Annotated in this window: 20 protein-coding genes; 10 read left to right on the forward strand and 10 right to left on the reverse strand. The window is 68.8% G+C overall.

What is annotated here, in order from left to right:
• Position 1 precedes the first annotated feature (1 nt).
• The gene (locus EV675_RS01860; RefSeq protein WP_130355731.1) at positions 2 to 1222 is read right to left on the reverse strand and encodes a helix-turn-helix domain-containing protein; all 1221 of its coding nucleotides are present in this window, start codon (positions 1220 to 1222) and stop codon (positions 2 to 4) included.
• A gap of 121 nt (positions 1223 to 1343) precedes the next feature.
• Here EV675_RS01860 and EV675_RS01865 point away from each other — a divergent pair, with 121 nt between their 5' ends.
• A complete protein-coding gene (locus tag EV675_RS01865) occupies positions 1344 to 2117 on the forward strand; it encodes a DUF899 domain-containing protein (RefSeq protein WP_130355732.1) in 774 nt (257 codons plus the stop codon).
• Positions 2098 to 2913 carry a copper chaperone gene (locus tag EV675_RS01870; protein ID WP_130355733.1) on the forward strand — a complete coding sequence of 272 codons (816 nt, stop codon included), beginning with the start codon at positions 2098 to 2100 and terminating at the stop codon, positions 2911 to 2913. The genes EV675_RS01865 and EV675_RS01870 overlap by 20 nt, the downstream gene beginning before the upstream one ends.
• A 59-nt stretch (positions 2914 to 2972) precedes the next feature.
• On the opposite strand, the gene EV675_RS01875 is transcribed toward EV675_RS01870, so the two are convergent.
• The 6 genes from EV675_RS01875 to EV675_RS01900 all read right to left on the reverse strand — a co-directional run bounded on the left by EV675_RS01875 (position 2973) and on the right by EV675_RS01900 (position 6971).
• Positions 2973 to 3974, reverse strand: a complete 1002-nt coding sequence (locus EV675_RS01875; protein ID WP_130355734.1) for a Bug family tripartite tricarboxylate transporter substrate binding protein — start codon at positions 3972 to 3974, stop codon at positions 2973 to 2975.
• Between the two features lie 44 nt (positions 3975 to 4018).
• Positions 4019 to 4603 (reverse strand): LOG family protein, encoded by a 585-nt coding sequence (locus tag EV675_RS01880; protein ID WP_130355735.1) that lies wholly within the window; start codon positions 4601 to 4603, stop codon positions 4019 to 4021.
• Entirely contained in the window at positions 4604 to 5650 is a 1047-nt protein-coding gene (locus EV675_RS01885; protein ID WP_130355736.1) for an NAD(P)H-dependent glycerol-3-phosphate dehydrogenase, read from the reverse strand.
• Between the two features lie 14 nt (positions 5651 to 5664).
• A complete protein-coding gene (gene secB / locus EV675_RS01890) occupies positions 5665 to 6171 on the reverse strand; it encodes a protein-export chaperone SecB (RefSeq protein ID WP_130355737.1) in 507 nt (168 codons plus the stop codon).
• Between the two features lie 115 nt (positions 6172 to 6286).
• On the reverse strand, positions 6287 to 6562 hold the full coding sequence (gene grxC, locus EV675_RS01895) for a glutaredoxin 3 (protein WP_130355738.1): 276 nt from the start codon (positions 6560 to 6562) through the stop codon (positions 6287 to 6289).
• Between the two features lie 4 nt (positions 6563 to 6566).
• Entirely contained in the window at positions 6567 to 6971 is a 405-nt protein-coding gene (locus EV675_RS01900) for a rhodanese-like domain-containing protein (protein ID WP_278044752.1), read from the reverse strand.
• Between the two features lie 290 nt (positions 6972 to 7261).
• On the opposite strand from EV675_RS01900, the gene gpmA reads away from it, so the two are divergent.
• The 5 genes from gpmA to EV675_RS01925 all read left to right on the forward strand — a co-directional run bounded on the left by gpmA (position 7262) and on the right by EV675_RS01925 (position 12211).
• Positions 7262 to 8014, forward strand: coding sequence for a 2,3-diphosphoglycerate-dependent phosphoglycerate mutase (gene gpmA / locus EV675_RS01905; protein ID WP_130355739.1), 753 nt, complete (start codon positions 7262 to 7264; stop codon positions 8012 to 8014).
• Positions 8011 to 9369 carry a murein hydrolase activator EnvC family protein gene (locus EV675_RS01910; RefSeq protein WP_130355740.1) on the forward strand — a complete coding sequence of 453 codons (1359 nt, stop codon included), beginning with the start codon at positions 8011 to 8013 and terminating at the stop codon, positions 9367 to 9369. The genes gpmA and EV675_RS01910 overlap by 4 nt, the downstream gene beginning before the upstream one ends.
• A gap of 132 nt (positions 9370 to 9501) precedes the next feature.
• Positions 9502 to 11016, forward strand: coding sequence for a S41 family peptidase (locus tag EV675_RS01915; RefSeq protein WP_130355741.1), 1515 nt, complete (start codon positions 9502 to 9504; stop codon positions 11014 to 11016).
• Complete coding sequence (locus tag EV675_RS01920; protein WP_130355742.1) at positions 11013 to 11783, forward strand: HesA/MoeB/ThiF family protein; 771 nt, start codon at positions 11013 to 11015, stop codon at positions 11781 to 11783. Before EV675_RS01915 ends, EV675_RS01920 begins: the two co-directional genes overlap by 4 nt.
• A 32-nt stretch (positions 11784 to 11815) precedes the next feature.
• The gene (locus EV675_RS01925; RefSeq protein ID WP_165404381.1) at positions 11816 to 12211 is read left to right on the forward strand and encodes a VOC family protein; all 396 of its coding nucleotides are present in this window, start codon (positions 11816 to 11818) and stop codon (positions 12209 to 12211) included.
• Positions 12212 to 12229: 18 nt separating this feature from the next.
• On the opposite strand, the gene slmA is transcribed toward EV675_RS01925, so the two are convergent.
• Complete coding sequence (gene slmA, locus EV675_RS01930; protein WP_130355744.1) at positions 12230 to 12808, reverse strand: nucleoid occlusion factor SlmA; 579 nt, start codon at positions 12806 to 12808, stop codon at positions 12230 to 12232.
• Positions 12809 to 12877: 69 nt separating this feature from the next.
• On the reverse strand, positions 12878 to 13564 hold the full coding sequence (locus tag EV675_RS01935; protein WP_242621416.1) for a pyrimidine 5'-nucleotidase: 687 nt from the start codon (positions 13562 to 13564) through the stop codon (positions 12878 to 12880).
• Between EV675_RS01935 and EV675_RS29910 the strand changes: the two genes are divergently transcribed.
• Positions 13458 to 13679, forward strand: coding sequence for a hypothetical protein (locus tag EV675_RS29910; RefSeq protein WP_242621446.1), 222 nt, complete (start codon positions 13458 to 13460; stop codon positions 13677 to 13679). The two genes, EV675_RS01935 and EV675_RS29910, sit on opposite strands and share 107 nt — an antisense overlap.
• A 245-nt stretch (positions 13680 to 13924) precedes the next feature.
• Here EV675_RS29910 and argB read toward each other — a convergent pair whose 3' ends face one another.
• Entirely contained in the window at positions 13925 to 14854 is a 930-nt protein-coding gene (gene argB / locus EV675_RS01940; protein WP_124691565.1) for an acetylglutamate kinase, read from the reverse strand.
• Between the two features lie 417 nt (positions 14855 to 15271).
• On the opposite strand from argB, the gene cueR reads away from it, so the two are divergent.
• Together cueR and EV675_RS01950 are read left to right on the forward strand one after the other, a co-directional pair.
• Entirely contained in the window at positions 15272 to 15703 is a 432-nt protein-coding gene (gene cueR, locus EV675_RS01945) for a Cu(I)-responsive transcriptional regulator (RefSeq protein WP_130357868.1), read from the forward strand.
• A gap of 97 nt (positions 15704 to 15800) precedes the next feature.
• Entirely contained in the window at positions 15801 to 16094 is a 294-nt protein-coding gene (locus EV675_RS01950) for a copper-binding protein (RefSeq protein WP_124691566.1), read from the forward strand.
• Position 16095 lies beyond the last annotated feature (1 nt).

The following is a 16095-nucleotide window of genomic DNA, read 5'->3' on the forward strand; positions in this document are numbered from 1 at the left end:
CCTAGCCCTGCGGCAGCACGGCCGGGAGTAACAAGGTTGTCGCGAAGCCCGGCACCGGCGGCATCAGCCAGCGGCGGGCAGGCCCCCGTCCGGTGGCCTGCACCCGGCCCGCCTCGGCCAGTTCGTCCAGGGCCCGCTGCACGGTGCGCTGGCTGGCGCCCAGCGCCAGCGACAGGGCCGAACTCGACCATGACTCGCCGTCCGCCAGCAAGGCCAGCACCGGCGCATGCGGCCCTTCGACCGGCCGGGTCAGCACCGCGACATCGCGCGCCCGACGCGGCGCCAGCGCGAAGCCGTGCCGGGTCGCCGCCACGTCCGCCAACCCCGCCAGCGCCTTGCGCAAGCGGCCCATCTCCACGCGCAGCCGCGCGCGATGCGTCTCGTCCGGATGCCGGGCGCGGAAGGCGCGTTCGATCAATGTTTCGCGCGCCACGTCGGCGGGCCAGGCCTCGCCCAGCGCGCGCGCCAGCGCGAACAGCACCGGCCGCCGCGCCAGCGGGACCACCTGCCCCGCCTCGCGCACCGCGTGGCGGCAGGCGTCGACCACCAGCGCGTCCGAGGCCAGCAGCGCTTCCACCTCGGCCAGCGCGATCAGGCGCGCTTCCCCCCGCCACGCCAGCCGGGCGGCGGGCATGTCCAGCACGGCGGAGGCTTGTCGGACCTCGGCTTGCAGCGCGGGGATGCCGGCGCGGCTGGCGGCCTGTTCCGCGCGCGCCAACGCGGCGCGGGCGACGGCGGTCCGCAGGCGCCGCATCGCGATGCCCGCCGCCAGCAACTCGTGGATGGCCGCCGCCGCGGCCGTCAGCGGGCCCGCATCGACCCCGGCCAGCAGCCGTTCGGCCTCGTCCAGCCTGCCGATCAGCAGGCAGCGCCGGATTTCCAGTTGGCGCACGTGCGCGACGTTGGCCAGGTCGCCATGCGCTTCGAGTGTGGCGCCCGCGGCCGCCAGCGCCTTGTCGGGCCAGGCCAGCTCGCGCGAGGCCAACGCGATCTCGGCCTCGGCCACGATGCAGCGCGCACGGGCCAGGGGCTGCTTGTGCCCGAAGGCAGCGGCCGCCCGCCGCACCAGCATCCGGGCGCGCGCGAACTCGCCCAGTTGGGCCATCGCGATCCCGCGCAGCGCCAGCGCCGGCGGATCGTCGCGCAGCGCCACGCGATTCAAGGCCCCGAAGGGATCGCCCGCGGCCAGCGCCTGGGCGGCCTCGGCAATCGATGCATCCATCCGAATCCCGCCACATTTGTCACTCCCGCCGTGCGGCGGCCCGATCCTAATCTAGCACACGCCCCCCGCAGATACGTCGCGCCAACCGGGCGCGATCGACGGGAAATCCAAGGAGAAAACGATGCGACACACGACAGGCACACGGGAAGAATGGCTGGCCGCGCGGCTGGACCTGCTGGAGGCCGAGAAGGCCCTGACGCGCAGGTCGGACGAGCTGGCGCAGCGGCGCCGGGCGCTGCCCTGGGTGGCGATCGGCAAGGACTACCGCTTCGACACCGACCAGGGCAGCGCCTCGCTGGCCGATCTCTTCCAGGGACGCTCGCAACTGCTCGTCTACCACTTCATGTTCGGCCCCGACTACCAGGCCGGATGCCCATCCTGCTCGTCGATCGCCGACAGCTTCGACGGCTTCGCCGTCCACCTGGCCAACCACGACGTCATGCTGATGGCGGTCTCGCGCGCGCCGCTGGCCAAGCTGCGGGCATACAAGCAGCGCATGGGCTGGCGCTTCCCCTGGGCCTCGTCCCGGGACGCCGACTTCAACTTCGACTTCAGCGCCTCGCACACCGAAGCCCAGCAGTTCGAGCAGGGAATCGACTACAACTACCGGCGCGAACCCGCCTGCGGATGCCACCCGGCCCCCGCCGACACCGGCCAGAGCCCCGAGGGCCGCCTGGCCGCGATGTGCAGCACCGACACCAACACCTACCTGCGCGAACGCCCCGGCATGAGCGCCTTCGCAATCCAGGACGGCACCGTCTACCACACCTATTCCACCTACGCGCGCGGGCTGGACGGGCTCTGGGGCATGTACCAGTGGCTGGACCGCGCGCCGCTGGGCCGCAACGAGCAGGGCGTGTGGTGGCGCCGCCGCGATGAGTACGCCGGACGCTGAATCGGGAACGGCGCCGGCGCCCGCATGGCGGCATGCCGGCCCGCGCCTGCTCGGCGGCATGGTGCTGGCGATGGCCGCCGCCGTCCTGGCCTGGAACGCCGCCATGCGGGCCATGGCCGGCATGGCCGTACTGTGCGGCAACATGGCGGCGATGTCCTGGCTGCCGCCACCGGGCGGGACGTGGGCCGGCGTGCTCGCGGCCTTCCTGGGCATGTGGACGGCCATGGCGGTGGCGATGATGCTGCCCGTCGTCGCGCCCGCGCTATGGCGCTACCGCCGCCGGCTGCATGACACCGGCTCGCGCCACGCGGACGGACTGGCCGCGATGGCCGGCCTGGGCTACTTCTGCACGTGGACGCTGATCGGCCTCCTGGTGTTTCCGCTGGGTGCCGCCCTGGCCGCGCTGCAGGCGCAGGTCCCCGCGCTGGCGCGCCTGGGCCCCGCCGCGGCGGGCCTGGCCGTCCTGGCGGGCGGCCTGTTCCAGTTCACCGCGTTCAAGGCCCGCTACCTGGCCAGTTGCCGCCTGGATGACTGCGCCGGCTTGCCCTGCGCGCGTCCCGGCGCGGCATGGCGCCACGGACTGCGGCTGGGCCTGCGCTGCGGCGCATCCTGCGCCGGCCTGACCGCCAGCCTGCTCGCCGTCGGCATGATGGACTGGCGGGCCATGGCGATCGCCACGGCGGCCACGGCCGGCGAACGCTTCGCTCCCGGCGGACTGCGGGTGGCGCGCATCGCCGGCCTGGTCCTGGCCGCCGCTGGCGCGTACATGGTGGCACAGGCGGCGCATCCGGCCTGAAGCCCCAAGAAAAACGGCGCCCCGAAGGGCGCCGTGCCTGCGGGCAGGAATACCCCGCCTCAATCCAGCGTCAGGTTCAGGCGCTTGATCACCGCGCCCAGCGTCTGCTGTTCCTTCTTGATCAGCGCGGTCAGCTCGGCCGGGGTGGACGGCGCGGCGGTGAAGTACTGGGCGGTCAGCTGCTTCTGCACTTCCTCGCTCTTGATGATCTGCACCAGTTCCTTGTTCAGCCGGTCGACGATAGGCTGCGGCGTGCCGGCGGGCACCAGGATGGCCTGCCAGGAGATCACCTCGAAATCGGGCACGCCCTGCTCCGCCATGGTCGGCAGGTCGGGCAGCGCCGGGCTGCGCTTGGTGCTGGTCACCGCCAGGGCCTTGAGCTTGCCGTCGCGCACCTGCGGCATGGCGATGGCGGGCACCATGAAGCCGGCCTGCACCTGGCCGCCCAGCATGGCGGTCACGACCTGCGGAAAGCCGGCGTACGGCACGTGCAGGATGTCCAGGTTTTCCTTGCCCTTGAGCAGTTCCATCGCCAGATGGGCGGAGCTGCCGGCGCCGACGGTGCCGAAATTGAGCTTGCCGGGCTCTTTCTTCACCAGCGAGGTGAAGGCGCCGACCGAGTCGACGTTCAGCGAGGGCGGCACGACCAGCACGTTGGGGCTGGTGGCGACCAGCGTGACGGGCGCCAGGTCCTTCAGCGGATCGTAGTTGAGCTTGGTGTAGAGCGCGGGAGCGGTGGCCAGCGGTCCGTTGATGGTGAACAGCATGGTGTAGCCGTCAGGCGTGGCGTGGGCCACCGTGCCGGTACCGATGTTGCCGCCGGCGCCGGGCTTGTTGTCGATCACGATCGCCTGGCCGAGCTGCTTGGCCAGCGGCTGAGAGATCACGCGCGCGATGATGTCGGGCGACGAGCCGGCCGGGAACGGCACGACCAGCTTGATGGGACGGCTGGGCCAGTCGTGCTGGGCGAAGGCCGGGGCGGCGGCCATCAGGCCGGCGGCCGCGGCCGCGCCGAGCAGGCGGCGGCGCAGGGCCGACGCGGAAGAGGCGGAAGAATGCATGGATATCTCCGTTATTTGGTGTTGGACTGGCGGGCGGGAGTGCTTCAGACCGCGTCGCTGTTCTTGACCCATCGGTCCACATGTACCGGCTGCGCGCTGGCCAGGCGGTCCAGCAGGCGGTCGATATCGGTGTCGACGATCAGCGCCTCGAGATGCACCGCGCGCACGAAACCCTGTTCATGGGCATGGCGCGCGAAGGCAAGCAAGGCATCGTAATAGCCGTTGGCGTTGAGCAACCCCACCGGCTTGGAGTGGTAGCCGATCTGTTGCCAGGTCAGCACCTCGAAAAGCTCGTCCAGCGTGCCGAAGCCGCCGGGCAGCGCGACGAAGGCGTCCGAGAGTTCGACCATGCGGGCCTTGCGGGCGTGCATGGTGGGCACGACGTACATGTCGGTCAGGCCCTTGTGCCCGACTTCCTTTTCCCACAGCCGCTCGGGAATGATGCCGGTCACCTGTCCGCCCGCCTCGAGCGCGGCATTGGCCACGTGCCCCATCAACCCGACACTGCCGCCGCCATACACCAGCCGCATTCCCCGCCCCGCCACCGCGCGCCCGAAGTCGCGCGCCACCTCGGCAAAGAAAGGATCGTTCCCGGCACTGGCACCGCAATACACACAAACCGCATCCATCTAGTTTCCTTCTACTTTCGGATCACGAGCCAGCAGGCGCGACACCGCCTGCGCCGGGGGCACGCGGTCGAACAATACCGCGCAGACGGCCTCGGTGATCGGCATCTCGATCCCGCAGCGGCGGGCCAGGTCGCGCACGGCCGGCGCGCAGCGCACGCCCTCGGCCACCTGGGTCATGTCGCCCAGGATCTCGTCCAGCGACCGGCCGCGGCCGATCTCCAGGCCGACGTGGCGGTTGCGGGACAGGTCCCCGGTGGCGGTCAGGATCAGGTCGCCCAGCCCGGTCAGGCCGGAGAAGGTATCGGCCTGCGCTCCCAGGGCCACGCCCAGGCGCGTCATCTCGGCCAGGCCGCGGGTGATCAGGGCGGCGCGGGCATTGGCGCCCATGCCCAGGCCGTCGCCGATGCCGCAGGCGATGGCCATGATGTTCTTGACGGCGCCGCCGACCTCGACGCCGACGATGTCCTCGCTGCCGTAGACACGGATCGCGCCGCCGTGCAGCGCTTCGGTGACGCGGCCGCGCAGTTCCGCGCTGGCGCTGGCGATGGTCAGCGCCACCGGCAGGCCCCGGGCCACCTCGCGGGCAAAGGACGGCCCGGACAACACCCCGGTGGAGATGCCCGCCGTGCCGGCGAACGCCGCCTCGGCGATGGCGTGCGGCAGGCGCCCGGTGTCCGCGTCCAGGCCCTTGCAGGTCCAGGCCACGGCCAGATCGCCCATGCCGTGGCGGACCACGCCCGCCGCCACCTCGCGGCAGGCCTGCTCCATGCCGGCCACCGGCACGCCCAGGATCAGCAGCGGACGCTCGGCGCCGCTCAGGTGCCCGAACAGGTCATCGAGGTCGCTGGTGCAGCGCAGATCCTGCGGCAGCGCGACCCCGGGCAGGTAGTCGGCGTTCTCGCGGGTATCGGCGATACGGCGCGCCAGTTCGGGCCGGCGCGCCCACAGCATGGTGGCATGGCCGCGGGCGCAGGCGGCGGCCAGGGCCGTGCCCCAGCTGCCGGCCCCCAGGACGGCGACGCGCAGGCCCGGCGCCATGTCCGCCATGGTGCTGGCGCCGCTCAGTGCTTGGTGCCCGGCGGCAGGATCAGGCCGGCGTCGTTGCCGGCCTGGGCCACTTGCTGCTCGGCGGCCGCCTGGGCCACGCGCTGCTCGTAGATGGCCTGGAAGTTGACCTCGGCCAGGTGCAGCGGCGCCATCGACGCGCGGGTGATGGCGTCGGCGATGTTGCTGCGCAGGTAGGGGTAGATGATGCCGGGGCAGGCGATGCCCAGGATGGGGTCGAGCTGTTCCAGCGGAATGTTGGCCAGTTCGAAGATGCCGGCCTGCTTGCCTTCGACCAGGTACAGGACCTTGTCGCCGACCTTGGTGGTCACGGTGGCGGTCACCACCACTTCGAAGACGGTCTCGGCCAGGGCCTGGGCGCCGACGTCGATGGCGACCTCGACACCGGGCTGCTCGGTTTCCAGGAAGATCTGGGGCGCGTTGGGCAACTCCAGCGACAGGTCTTTCAGGTAGACGCGCTGGATGTTGAACACGGGGGCTTGCTGCTCTTGATTGTCGGACATGGGAGAAAGTCTGGAAACGGAAAGCCTGCTGGCTGGACCCGGCCCCCGGTAAGCGCGGAGCCGAAACGTATGCACCAAAAGAACATGCCGGGGACACGCCCCGGCCACAACGAAATCAATGGCCCTGGGTAGCCTGGCCGGCAAGCAGGGGTTGCAGCCCGCCGGCGCGGTCGAGCGCGGCGAGTTCGTCGAACCCGCCCACATGCGTGTCGCCGATGTAGATCTGCGGCACGGTGCGCCGGCCGGTGCGCTCGATCATCTCGGCCCGGCGCTCGGGCTCGGCGTCGATGCGCACCTTCTCGATCTCCTGCACGCCGCGCTGCTTGAGCAGCATCTCGGCGCGCATGCAAAAGGGGCAATACCCCGTCGAATACATCAGGACTTTCTGCATGGCGCTATCCCTTCGCAATGGGCATGCCCGCCTGCACCCAGCCGGACAGGCCGCCCGACAGGCTGCTGACTTCGGCGAAACCCTGGGCCTTGAACTGGGCCACCGCCTTGGCTGCGTCGCGGCCGTTGCTGCCCACCAGGATGAGCGGCTTGTTCTTGGGCAGGCCCGACGCCTTCTGCGCCAGGTCGGCCAGCGGCACACTGCGCGACTGGGCGATGTGGCCGGCTGAGAAATCGGCCGCCGGACGCACGTCGACGAACACCGCCTGGCGCTGGTTGACCGCGGCCGTGGCCTCGGCCGCGCTCATGGCCCCGCCGGCCTGGCCGCCCCGCAGCGATTGCCACAGCAGCATGCCGCCCGAGACGAGGGCCAATGCGATCAGGAGAATGTTGTCGAGGATGAATTTCACGGCGGACCCTGGAAACCTGGTGAGGGGAACACACGTCCCGCCGGCCGGAAAGCCTGACGTTACGCGCGCTTACGAATTCGCAAAACGGCGGGAAAACCACATGATCCGCCGGATTTTTGCCGTTGCGGCGGCCCGATTCCGGTCCCACGGCAAAGACAATGCCGCAGGATTATAAAATGTCGGGATAGGCAGCCGCTTTTTCAACGGGCTGCCGTCCGTCCCCGCCGTTTTCGGGCGGGCAGCCGAATTGTATTCAACCTTTACGCGCAGCGCCCCTGCGCTCCTGGGACATGGTCAAACTCGTACTGATGCGTCACGGCGAAAGCCAATGGAACCTTGAAAACCGCTTCACCGGCTGGACCGACGTCGATCTGACGGACAAGGGCCGGGAAGAGGCCCGCAAGGCGGGCGAACTGCTCAAGCAGGAAGGCTACGACTTCGACCTGGCCTACACCTCGGTCCTGCGCCGTGCCATCCGCACCCTGTGGATCGCCCTGGACGCCATGGACCACATGTACCTGCCGATCGAGCACAGCTGGCGCCTGAACGAGCGCCACTACGGCGCCCTGCAGGGCCTGAACAAGGCCGAGACCGCCGCCCGGTACGGCGAGGAACAGGTGCTGGTCTGGCGCCGCGCCTACGCCATCGCCCCGAACCCCTTGGCGGCCGACGACGAGCGCCATCCGCGCTTCGACCCCCGCTACGCCGCGCTGCCCGCCAGCGAGCTGCCGGCCACCGAGTGCCTGCAGGACACCGTGGCCCGGGTCGTGCCCTACTGGAACGAGACCATCGCCCCGTCGCTGAGGGCCGGCAAGCGGGTGCTGATCGCCGCCCACGGCAACAGCCTGCGCGCGCTGATCAAGCACCTGGACGGCATCTCCGACGACGACATCGTGGGCCTGAACATCCCCACCGCCCAGCCGCTGGTCTACGAACTGGACGACGATCTCAAGCCCATCCGCCACTACTACCTGGGCAACGCGGACGAAATCGCCGCCGCCATGGCCGCCGTGGCCGCGCAAGGAAAGGCCAAGGCCAAGTGAAGCGGCTCGCGGCGATACTGCTGATCGCACTGCCCGCTGCGGCGGGCTGGCCGCTTGCCGCGGCCGCCGCCGACGCGGGCAAGGCGCCCTCCGACCCGGCCGCCGTGGCGCGCGAGCGCGAAGCCCTGCGCAAGCGGCTGGAGGCGCTCAAGAAGGACATCGCCGAGGGCGAGGAAGAACACGCCGATGCGGCCGACGCCCTGAAGGAGTCGGAACAGACCATCTCCAAGGTCAACCGCCGGCTGGTCGAGCTGGGCAACGCCCAGCGCCGCGCCAACGCCGAACTCGAGCGCCAGAAGCAGGCCATCGCCGAGAAGGAAAAGAACCTGGCCCAGCGCCAGGCCCACCTGGCCGACCTGCTGCGCCGCCAGTATGCGGTGGGCGGGCTCACGCCCTGGGGCGCGCTGCTGTCGGGCGACGACCCGCAGCGTCTGAACCGCAACCTGGCCTACCTGGGCTATATCGCCCAGGCCCGGGCCAACACCGTGACCGAGCTGCAGGGCGAACTGGAGGAGCTGGCCCGGCTGCGTGCCCAGGCCGACACCAAGCGCGACGAGCTCGAACAACTGGCGTCCGAGGAAAACAACCAGCGCCAGGAACTGCTCAAGCAGTCCGACCAGCGCCGCAAGGTGCTGGCCGACATCTCGTCCAAGCTGAGCAGCCAGCGCCGCCAGGCGGCCAGCCTGGCGCGCGACGAACAGCGCCTGTCGCGCGTGATCGAGGACCTGACCCGCATGCTGGCCAGGCGCGCCGAGGAAGCCCGCCGCAAGGCCGAGCAGGCGCGCAAGGCGGAACTCGCCCGCCGGGCCGAGGAAGCGGCCAGGCGGGCCGCCGCGCAGCGCGCGGCCGAACAGGCCGCCCGCGAAGCGGGCAAGCCGCCCCCGCCTCCGCCCCCCGAGCCGCCGCCGGAGCGCGCGGTGGCACGCAACGACTCCCTGCCCGACGCCTCGCTGGCCGGCCAGTTCGAGAAACTGCGCGGCCGCCTGCGCCTGCCCGTGCGGGGCGACATCGTCGGCCGCTTCGGCGCCGCCCGCGGCGAGGGCGGCACCTGGAAGGGCGTCTTCATCCGCGCCAGCGAAGGCACCGAAGTGCGGGCCGTGGCCGCCGGCAAGGTGGTCTTCGCGGACTGGCTGCGGGGCTTCGGCAACCTCCTGATCATCGACCACGGCAGCCAGTACCTGTCGATTTACGGCAACAACCAGTCGGTGCTTCGCCACGTCGGCGACGACGTCAAGGGCGGCGACATCGTGGCCAACGTGGGCGCCACCGGAGGGCAGGCGGAATCGGGCCTATACTTTGAACTGCGGCACAAAGGCGCGCCGTTCGACCCGCTGCGGTGGGCCTCGTTGCGCTGACCCCCCTACCCGGATATCCTGATCGCACGCGCGTTTGCGCGCCTTCCCCAGCACATTCAACCTATCGACGAGAACCCGCGAGGCCCTGGGATGTCAAAGCTTGACGTCCCGAACCGGGGCCCGGAGGAATACATGGGCAGCAAGAGTAAAGTTCGCAGTATCGGCCTGGTCAGCCTGGGCGTGGTCGCCGGCGTCCTGGTCAGCCTGGGCATCACCGCCGTGGCGCAGCGGGAAACCCGCGGCCCCTTGCCGCTGGAAGAACTCCGGCAGTTCTCGAATGTCTTCGCCACCATCAAGAACAACTACGTCGAGCCGGTCGAAGACAAGAAGCTGATCGACGGCGCCATCGCCGGCATGCTGTCCGACCTCGACCCCCACTCGGCCTACCTGGACGCCGACGCCTACCGCGAGATGCAGACCGCCACGCAGGGCGAGTTCGGCGGCCTGGGCATCGAGGTCGGCACCGAGGACGGCTTCGTCAAGGTCATCTCGCCCATCGAGGACACCCCCGCCGCGCGCGCGGGGGTCAAGGCGGGCGACCTCATCATCAGGATCGACGACAAGTCCACCAAGGGCCTGCTGCTGAACGACGCGGTCAAGCTGATGCGCGGCAAGCCCAAGACCTCGATCACGCTGACGCTGGTGCGCAAGAACGAGGCGCAGCCCATCGTCGTCAAGATCGAGCGCGACGTCATCAAGGTCCAGAGCGTGCGCAGCAAGATGCTGGACGGCAATACCGCCTACGTGCGCATCGCCCAGTTCCAGGAACAGACGGGCGCCGACCTCGCCACCCACCTCGAACGCCTGGGCAGGAGCGGCGTGCCGAAGGCGCTGGTGCTGGACCTGCGCAACGACCCGGGCGGCCTGCTGCACAGCGCGATCGCGGTCTCGGCCGCCTTCCTGCCGCAGAACACCCTGGTGGTCTCCACCGACGGCCGCACCGCCGACGCCAAGCGCAAGTACCAGACCAACCCGGCCGACTACCTGCGCAGCAGCGACGACTACATCAAGCGCCTGCCGGCCTGGACCAAGACCGTGCCCATGGTGGTGCTGGTGAACGCCGGCTCGGCCTCTGCCTCGGAAATCGTGGCCGGCGCGCTGCAGGACCAGAAGCGCGCGCGGGTGCTGGGCGCCCAGACCTTCGGCAAGGGCTCGGTGCAGGTCATCCTGCCGATCTCGCGCGATTCGGCCATCAAGCTGACCACTTCTCGCTACTACACGCCCAACGGCCGGTCCATCCAGGCCAAGGGCATCGTGCCCGACTACCCGGTCACCGACACGCCCGAAGGCGACCTGTACGAGCGGCCGCGCGAAGCCGACCTGGCCAAGCACCTGCTGAACGACAAGGACCCCAACGGCGAGATCAAGTCGGCCGCGCAGGATCCGGCCAAGGCCGCCGAGCGCAAGACCATCAAGCCTATCGAGTTCGGCAGCGCCGACGACTTCCAGCTCGCGCAGGCGCTGAACCTGCTGGCCGGCAAGCCGGTGCAGCTGGCCAAGGCCGAAGACGTGGCCAAGGCCGCCGCCGAACTGGCCGAACGGAACAAGACCCCCGCCGAGAAAGCCAAGGACGCCACGAAGGACGAGAAGCCCGCCGCGCCCGTCCCCGCGCCGCCCGAGCAACCCGTTCCCGCGCCGGCCAAGTGAACGACGAGCAGCTACTGCGCTATTCGCGGCATGTGCTGCTGGACGAAATCGGCATCGAAGGGCAGCAGCGCCTCCTGGAGGCGCGTGCCCTGATCGTCGGGGCGGGCGGCCTGGGTTCGCCCGCCGCGTTCTACCTGGCCTCGGCCGGCGTGGGCAACCTGGTGCTGGCCGACGACGACACCGTCGACCTGACCAACCTGCAGCGCCAGATCCTGCATACCACCGACCGCGTGGGCCGCTACAAGGCCGAATCCGGCAAGCAGACGCTGGCCGCCATCAACCCCGAGGTCGCCGTCCAGGCCCTGACCCAGCGGCTGATGGACGAGGCGCTGGACGCCCAGGTGGCGGCCGCCGACATCGTGCTGGACTGCACCGACAACTTCACCACCCGCCACGCCATCAACCGCGCCTGTGTCCGGCACCGCAAGCCGCTGGTCTCGGGCGCGGCCATCCGGTTCGACGGCCAGGTCGGCGTGTTCGACCTGCGGCGGGACGACGCGCCCTGCTACCACTGCCTGTTTCCCGATGGCGAGGACGTGGACGAAATCAATTGCGCCACCATGGGTGTATTCGCACCGCTGGTGGGCATCGTCGGTTCGACCGAGGCTGCCGAGGCGATCAAGCTGGTGGCGGGCATAGGCACCAGCCTGTCGGGGCGCCTGCTGATGCTGGACGCGCTGGCGATGAAGTGGCACGAAGTACGGGTGGGCCGGGACGCGGGCTGCCCGGTATGCGGCGGGCGCCCCGCGCATCCTCCCGCTTCCTGAACCGGTATCGGCGCCCGCCCTGGGAGGTCCCCATGAAGATCAAGCACATCGCGCTGGTCGTCCCCGATCTCGAGGCAGCCGCCACTTTCTACGAAACCGCCTTCGACATGAAGCGCGTCGGGCGCGACGACCTGGAAATGGGCTCGGGCATCTATCTGTCGGACGGCAGCACCAACCTGGCGCTGCTGCAGTACAAGGAAGGCCATCCGCTGGCGCCGTCCAGCGGCTTTGCCGGCGTGCACCACTTCGGCTTCCAGGTCGACGACCTGGCCGAGGCCGAACGCCGGATCGAGACCGCGGGCGGCAAGTTCTTCTTCTCGCTCGGCAACGATCCGGAGAAGAAGAACTTCGAGAAGAAGTTCAAGGATCCCTTCGGCGTGGTGTTCGACATCTCGAAAAGCGGCTGGGAAGGCACCAGCCGCGATTGACCGCCCGGACCGCGGCGATCAGGCCAGCATGATCTGGATCTGCACGTCCAGGAACTCCGACGGCGACTTCTTCCAGCCGCTCTTGGCGTAGCGCTGCCAGCGCCCCAGGATGAAGTGCAGGATCAGACTGGCGCGGGCGTGGATGTCGTCGGTGGGAGGCAGTTCGTTCAAGGCCAGCGCGTTGCGCAGGCACTGCCGCAGCGAGGCCTCGATGCGGTCCAGGAACTGGTTCATGCGTTCCTGCAGCCGCTCGTCCTCGGACACCAGCGCGTCGCCGATCAGCACCCGCGTCATGCCCTTGTTGCGCTCGGCGAAGGTCAGCAGCATCAGGATGGCCTTGCGCGCCTGCGCGAGGCCGCTGGTCTCGGATTCGGAAATCACGTTGAACAGGCCGAACACCGAGCTTTCGATGAAATCGATCAAGCCCTCGAACATTTGCGCCTTGCTGGCGAAATGCCGGTACAGCGCGGCTTCGGAAACCTGGAGACGCGCGGCCAGCGCCGCGGTGGTGATGCGTTCGCCCTTGGGGTGCTCGAGCATCTCGGCCAGCATCTGAAGGATCTGGGTCTTGCGCTCGCCCGTCTTGCTAGAGGCCATGTCGCGGTGGGTTTCCGTGCAAAGGAGGAAAAATCGCCCGCTTCGCAGGGCCGCCTCCAGCGGAAACGGCTAACTACGGCGCAGGGCGCGACGCTGTAACAACAAGTGACTGACGGAGTTTACTTGAAGGTCGATGAAAAGCGGGCGTCCTCGATGCGTCTTGGCGAACGGCGTGCCCGGATGGCGGACGTGGACCGTGCGCATGCCGGCCTTGCGGGCGCCGCGAAGATTGGCCGACGTGTCTTCGACCAGCACAGAATTGTTAGCGCTTACTCCTTCCATCGCCATGACGTGGCGCATCAGGGCCGGTGAAGGCTTGACCCGGAATTCGCCATGGAAGCGCATGTCCTCGACCGCCCAGAGGCTGTCGAAGCAGTGCAGGATGCCGAGGTGGCGCAGGATGGTGCGGGCGTAATTGTGTGGCGCGTTCGTCAACAGGATCTTGCGTCCGGGCAGCCGTGACAACCGGTTACGCAAATCCTTGTCGGCGCGCACCAGCGGCCGGATGTCGAAGCTGTGGCTGCGGTGCAGGAACTCCGCCGGCGACACGCCGTGGTGCCGGACCATGCCGATCAGCGTCGCGCCGTAGCGCTGCCAATACCGCTTGCGCAGCACATGGGCTTCCTCTTCCGACACGTTCAGCGTCTCCATGACCGCCTGCGTCATCGACAGGTCGATGTGCGAGAAGATGGCGTGCGAGGCATCGTGCAGCGTGTTGTCCAGGTCGAAGAACCAGACCGGCTCCCCCTTTCCCACCGCCGCCGGCCGCCGCGTCACCCGTACCCGGCTCAACGGCCGCCGCACCTGCCGCCGCGGCGCCGACGCCACCGAAGGCACCCCGGTAACCGCCGCGGCTATCTCGCTGACGTAGAGGTCCCCCCCTACGCGCTGCGCGCGCCCTCCAGGGGGCGATGCGGGCGGACCGGCGGAGCCGGATCCGCCGCATCCTGGGTCGGAAGAAGATGGGGGGCCTTGCGTAGAAATATCCTGACTCATAAAAAGAAAAACACCCTCGACCAACCGATGACTTGCCAGGGCACAGCGGATCCGGCTCCGCCGGTCCGCCAGTGCCGCCCCCTGGGGGGCGCGCGTAAGCGCGTACGGGGGGGCCTTCTACTAGTGGCTTTTGATCATCGTGCCCACGCCTTGCGCGGTCAGGATTTCCAGCAGCAGGCAGTGCTCGACGCGGCCGTCGACGATGTGGACGGAATTGACGCCGCTCTTGGCGGCTTCCAGGGCCGACGAGATCTTGGGCAGCATGCCGCCCGAGATGGTGCCGTCGGCAAACAATTCATCGATCTTGCTGGCGGTCAGGCCGGTCAGCAGGTTGCCGTTCTTGTCCAGCACGCCCGGGGTGTTGGTCATCATGATCAGCTTCTCGGCGTGCAGCACCTCGGCGATCTTGCCGGCCACCAGGTCGGCATTGATGTTGTAGGCCATGCCATCCTCGCCGAAGCCGATGGGCGAGATGACGGGGATGAACTGGTCGTCCTGCAGCGCCTTCACCACCGACGGGTCGACCGACGCGATCTCGCCCACGAAGCCCAGGTCCAGCTGCGCGCCGGGGTTGTTCTTGTCGGGCATCAGCATCTTGCGGGCGCGGATCAGGCCGCCGTCCTTGCCGGTCAGGCCCACGGCCTTGCCGCCGAACTCGTTGATCATCATCACGATGTCCTGCTGGACCTGGCCGCCCAGCACCCACTCCACCACTTCCATGGTCTCGGCGTCGGTCACGCGCATGCCCTGCACGAAGGTGCCCTGCTTGCCGACGCGCTTGAGCGCGTCGTCGATCTGCGGGCCGCCGCCGTGCACGACGATGGGATTGAGGCCCACCAGCTTGAGCAGCACCACGTCGTGCGCGAAGCTGCGCTGCAGCCGCTCTTCCGTCATGGCGTTGCCGCCGTACTTGACCACGATCGTCTTGCCATGGAAACGGCGGATGTACGGCAAGGCTTCTGCCAATACGCCGGCCTTGATCCGGGGCGTGAGCGTAGCCAGCGGCCCGTGTTCGGAAGACGAGGAATCTGCTTGGTTGGTGTCGGTCATGGCGGCGCGCCTGAGGGAAGGAATGGACAAACAGGCTCAATTGTAGCCACTGCGCCCGCCGGATTCCGTCCACAGGATATCCCGCCGTTATACCGGACTTGTCCCGGCCTTTTCCCCAGGCTTGTCCGCAGGGCTGTCCACGGCTTTCCCACAAGGTTCCACACAGCTTTTCCACATGAAACACCCCGGTTTTCCACCTGCTTTCCCCAGGAAACCCACAGCTTGCCCACAGCCTTTCCACACCGTTTCCCACAAGTTGTCCACAGGGATTTCCAAAGGCTTTCCACAGCCTTGCCCCCAGGCTTTTCCACAGACGCCCGCCAGGCTTGAAATACGGGGGAACGGCCGTATTTACCTTGACATGATGGCAAGGTCTAGAATCTTCTCCACCCTGGTAAGGAGATCGACATGCAGGCGCTGAACATAGGACAGGCTTCCGACGCCTCGGGCGTTTCGGCCAAGATGATCCGGCATTACGAATCCATAGGACTGATACCGCCCGCCCACCGCACCGAGTCCGGCTACCGGCTCTATGGCGAAAGCGATGTCCATATGCTGCAGTTCATCCGCAACGCGCGCGACCTGGGCTTTTCCATTCCCCAGATCGGGACGCTGCTGGAACTGTGGAACGACCGCGGCCGGCCCAGCGCCGAGGTCAAGCGCCTGGCCTGCGCGCACATCGATGAACTGGACGAGAAGATCCGTGGTCTACAGGCCATGAAGGCCACGCTGGAGCAGCTCGCCTCCCACTGCCACGGCGACCACCGTCCGGACTGCCCCATCCTGAGCGGCCTGGCGACCCCCGGCATGGGCACGCGCGGCCTGGCCGAGCACACCTGCAACGGATGAAACCAATCCCCGTACCGGGGCGGCCCGCCGGCGCAGCCTGTTAGCATTCCGGGTATCGGCGGCCTGCCTGCCGCCCTATCGCCAGAAGGAGAACGCAGTGAAACGTCTACTCGCCCTGATCGCCACGGTCGCCGCCCTCGCGCTGACCGCGGGCGCCGCGCTTGCGCAGGCGCTCAATGCCGAAGGCGAGGTGCGCCGCATCGACGCGGCGAACGGCAAGGTCACCCTCAAGCACGGCCCCATCTCCAACCTTCAGCTGCCGGCCATGACGCTGGTCTTCAAGGTGGCGGACCCCTCGATGCTGAACCAGATCAAGGCCGGCGACAACGTGCGCTTCGCGGCCGACAAGATCAACGGCCAATACACGATCACGGCCATCCAGCCGAAATAAG

This window comes from Pigmentiphaga kullae (genome assembly GCF_004216695.1).
Taxonomy (GTDB): domain Bacteria; phylum Pseudomonadota; class Gammaproteobacteria; order Burkholderiales; family Burkholderiaceae_B; genus Pigmentiphaga; species Pigmentiphaga kullae.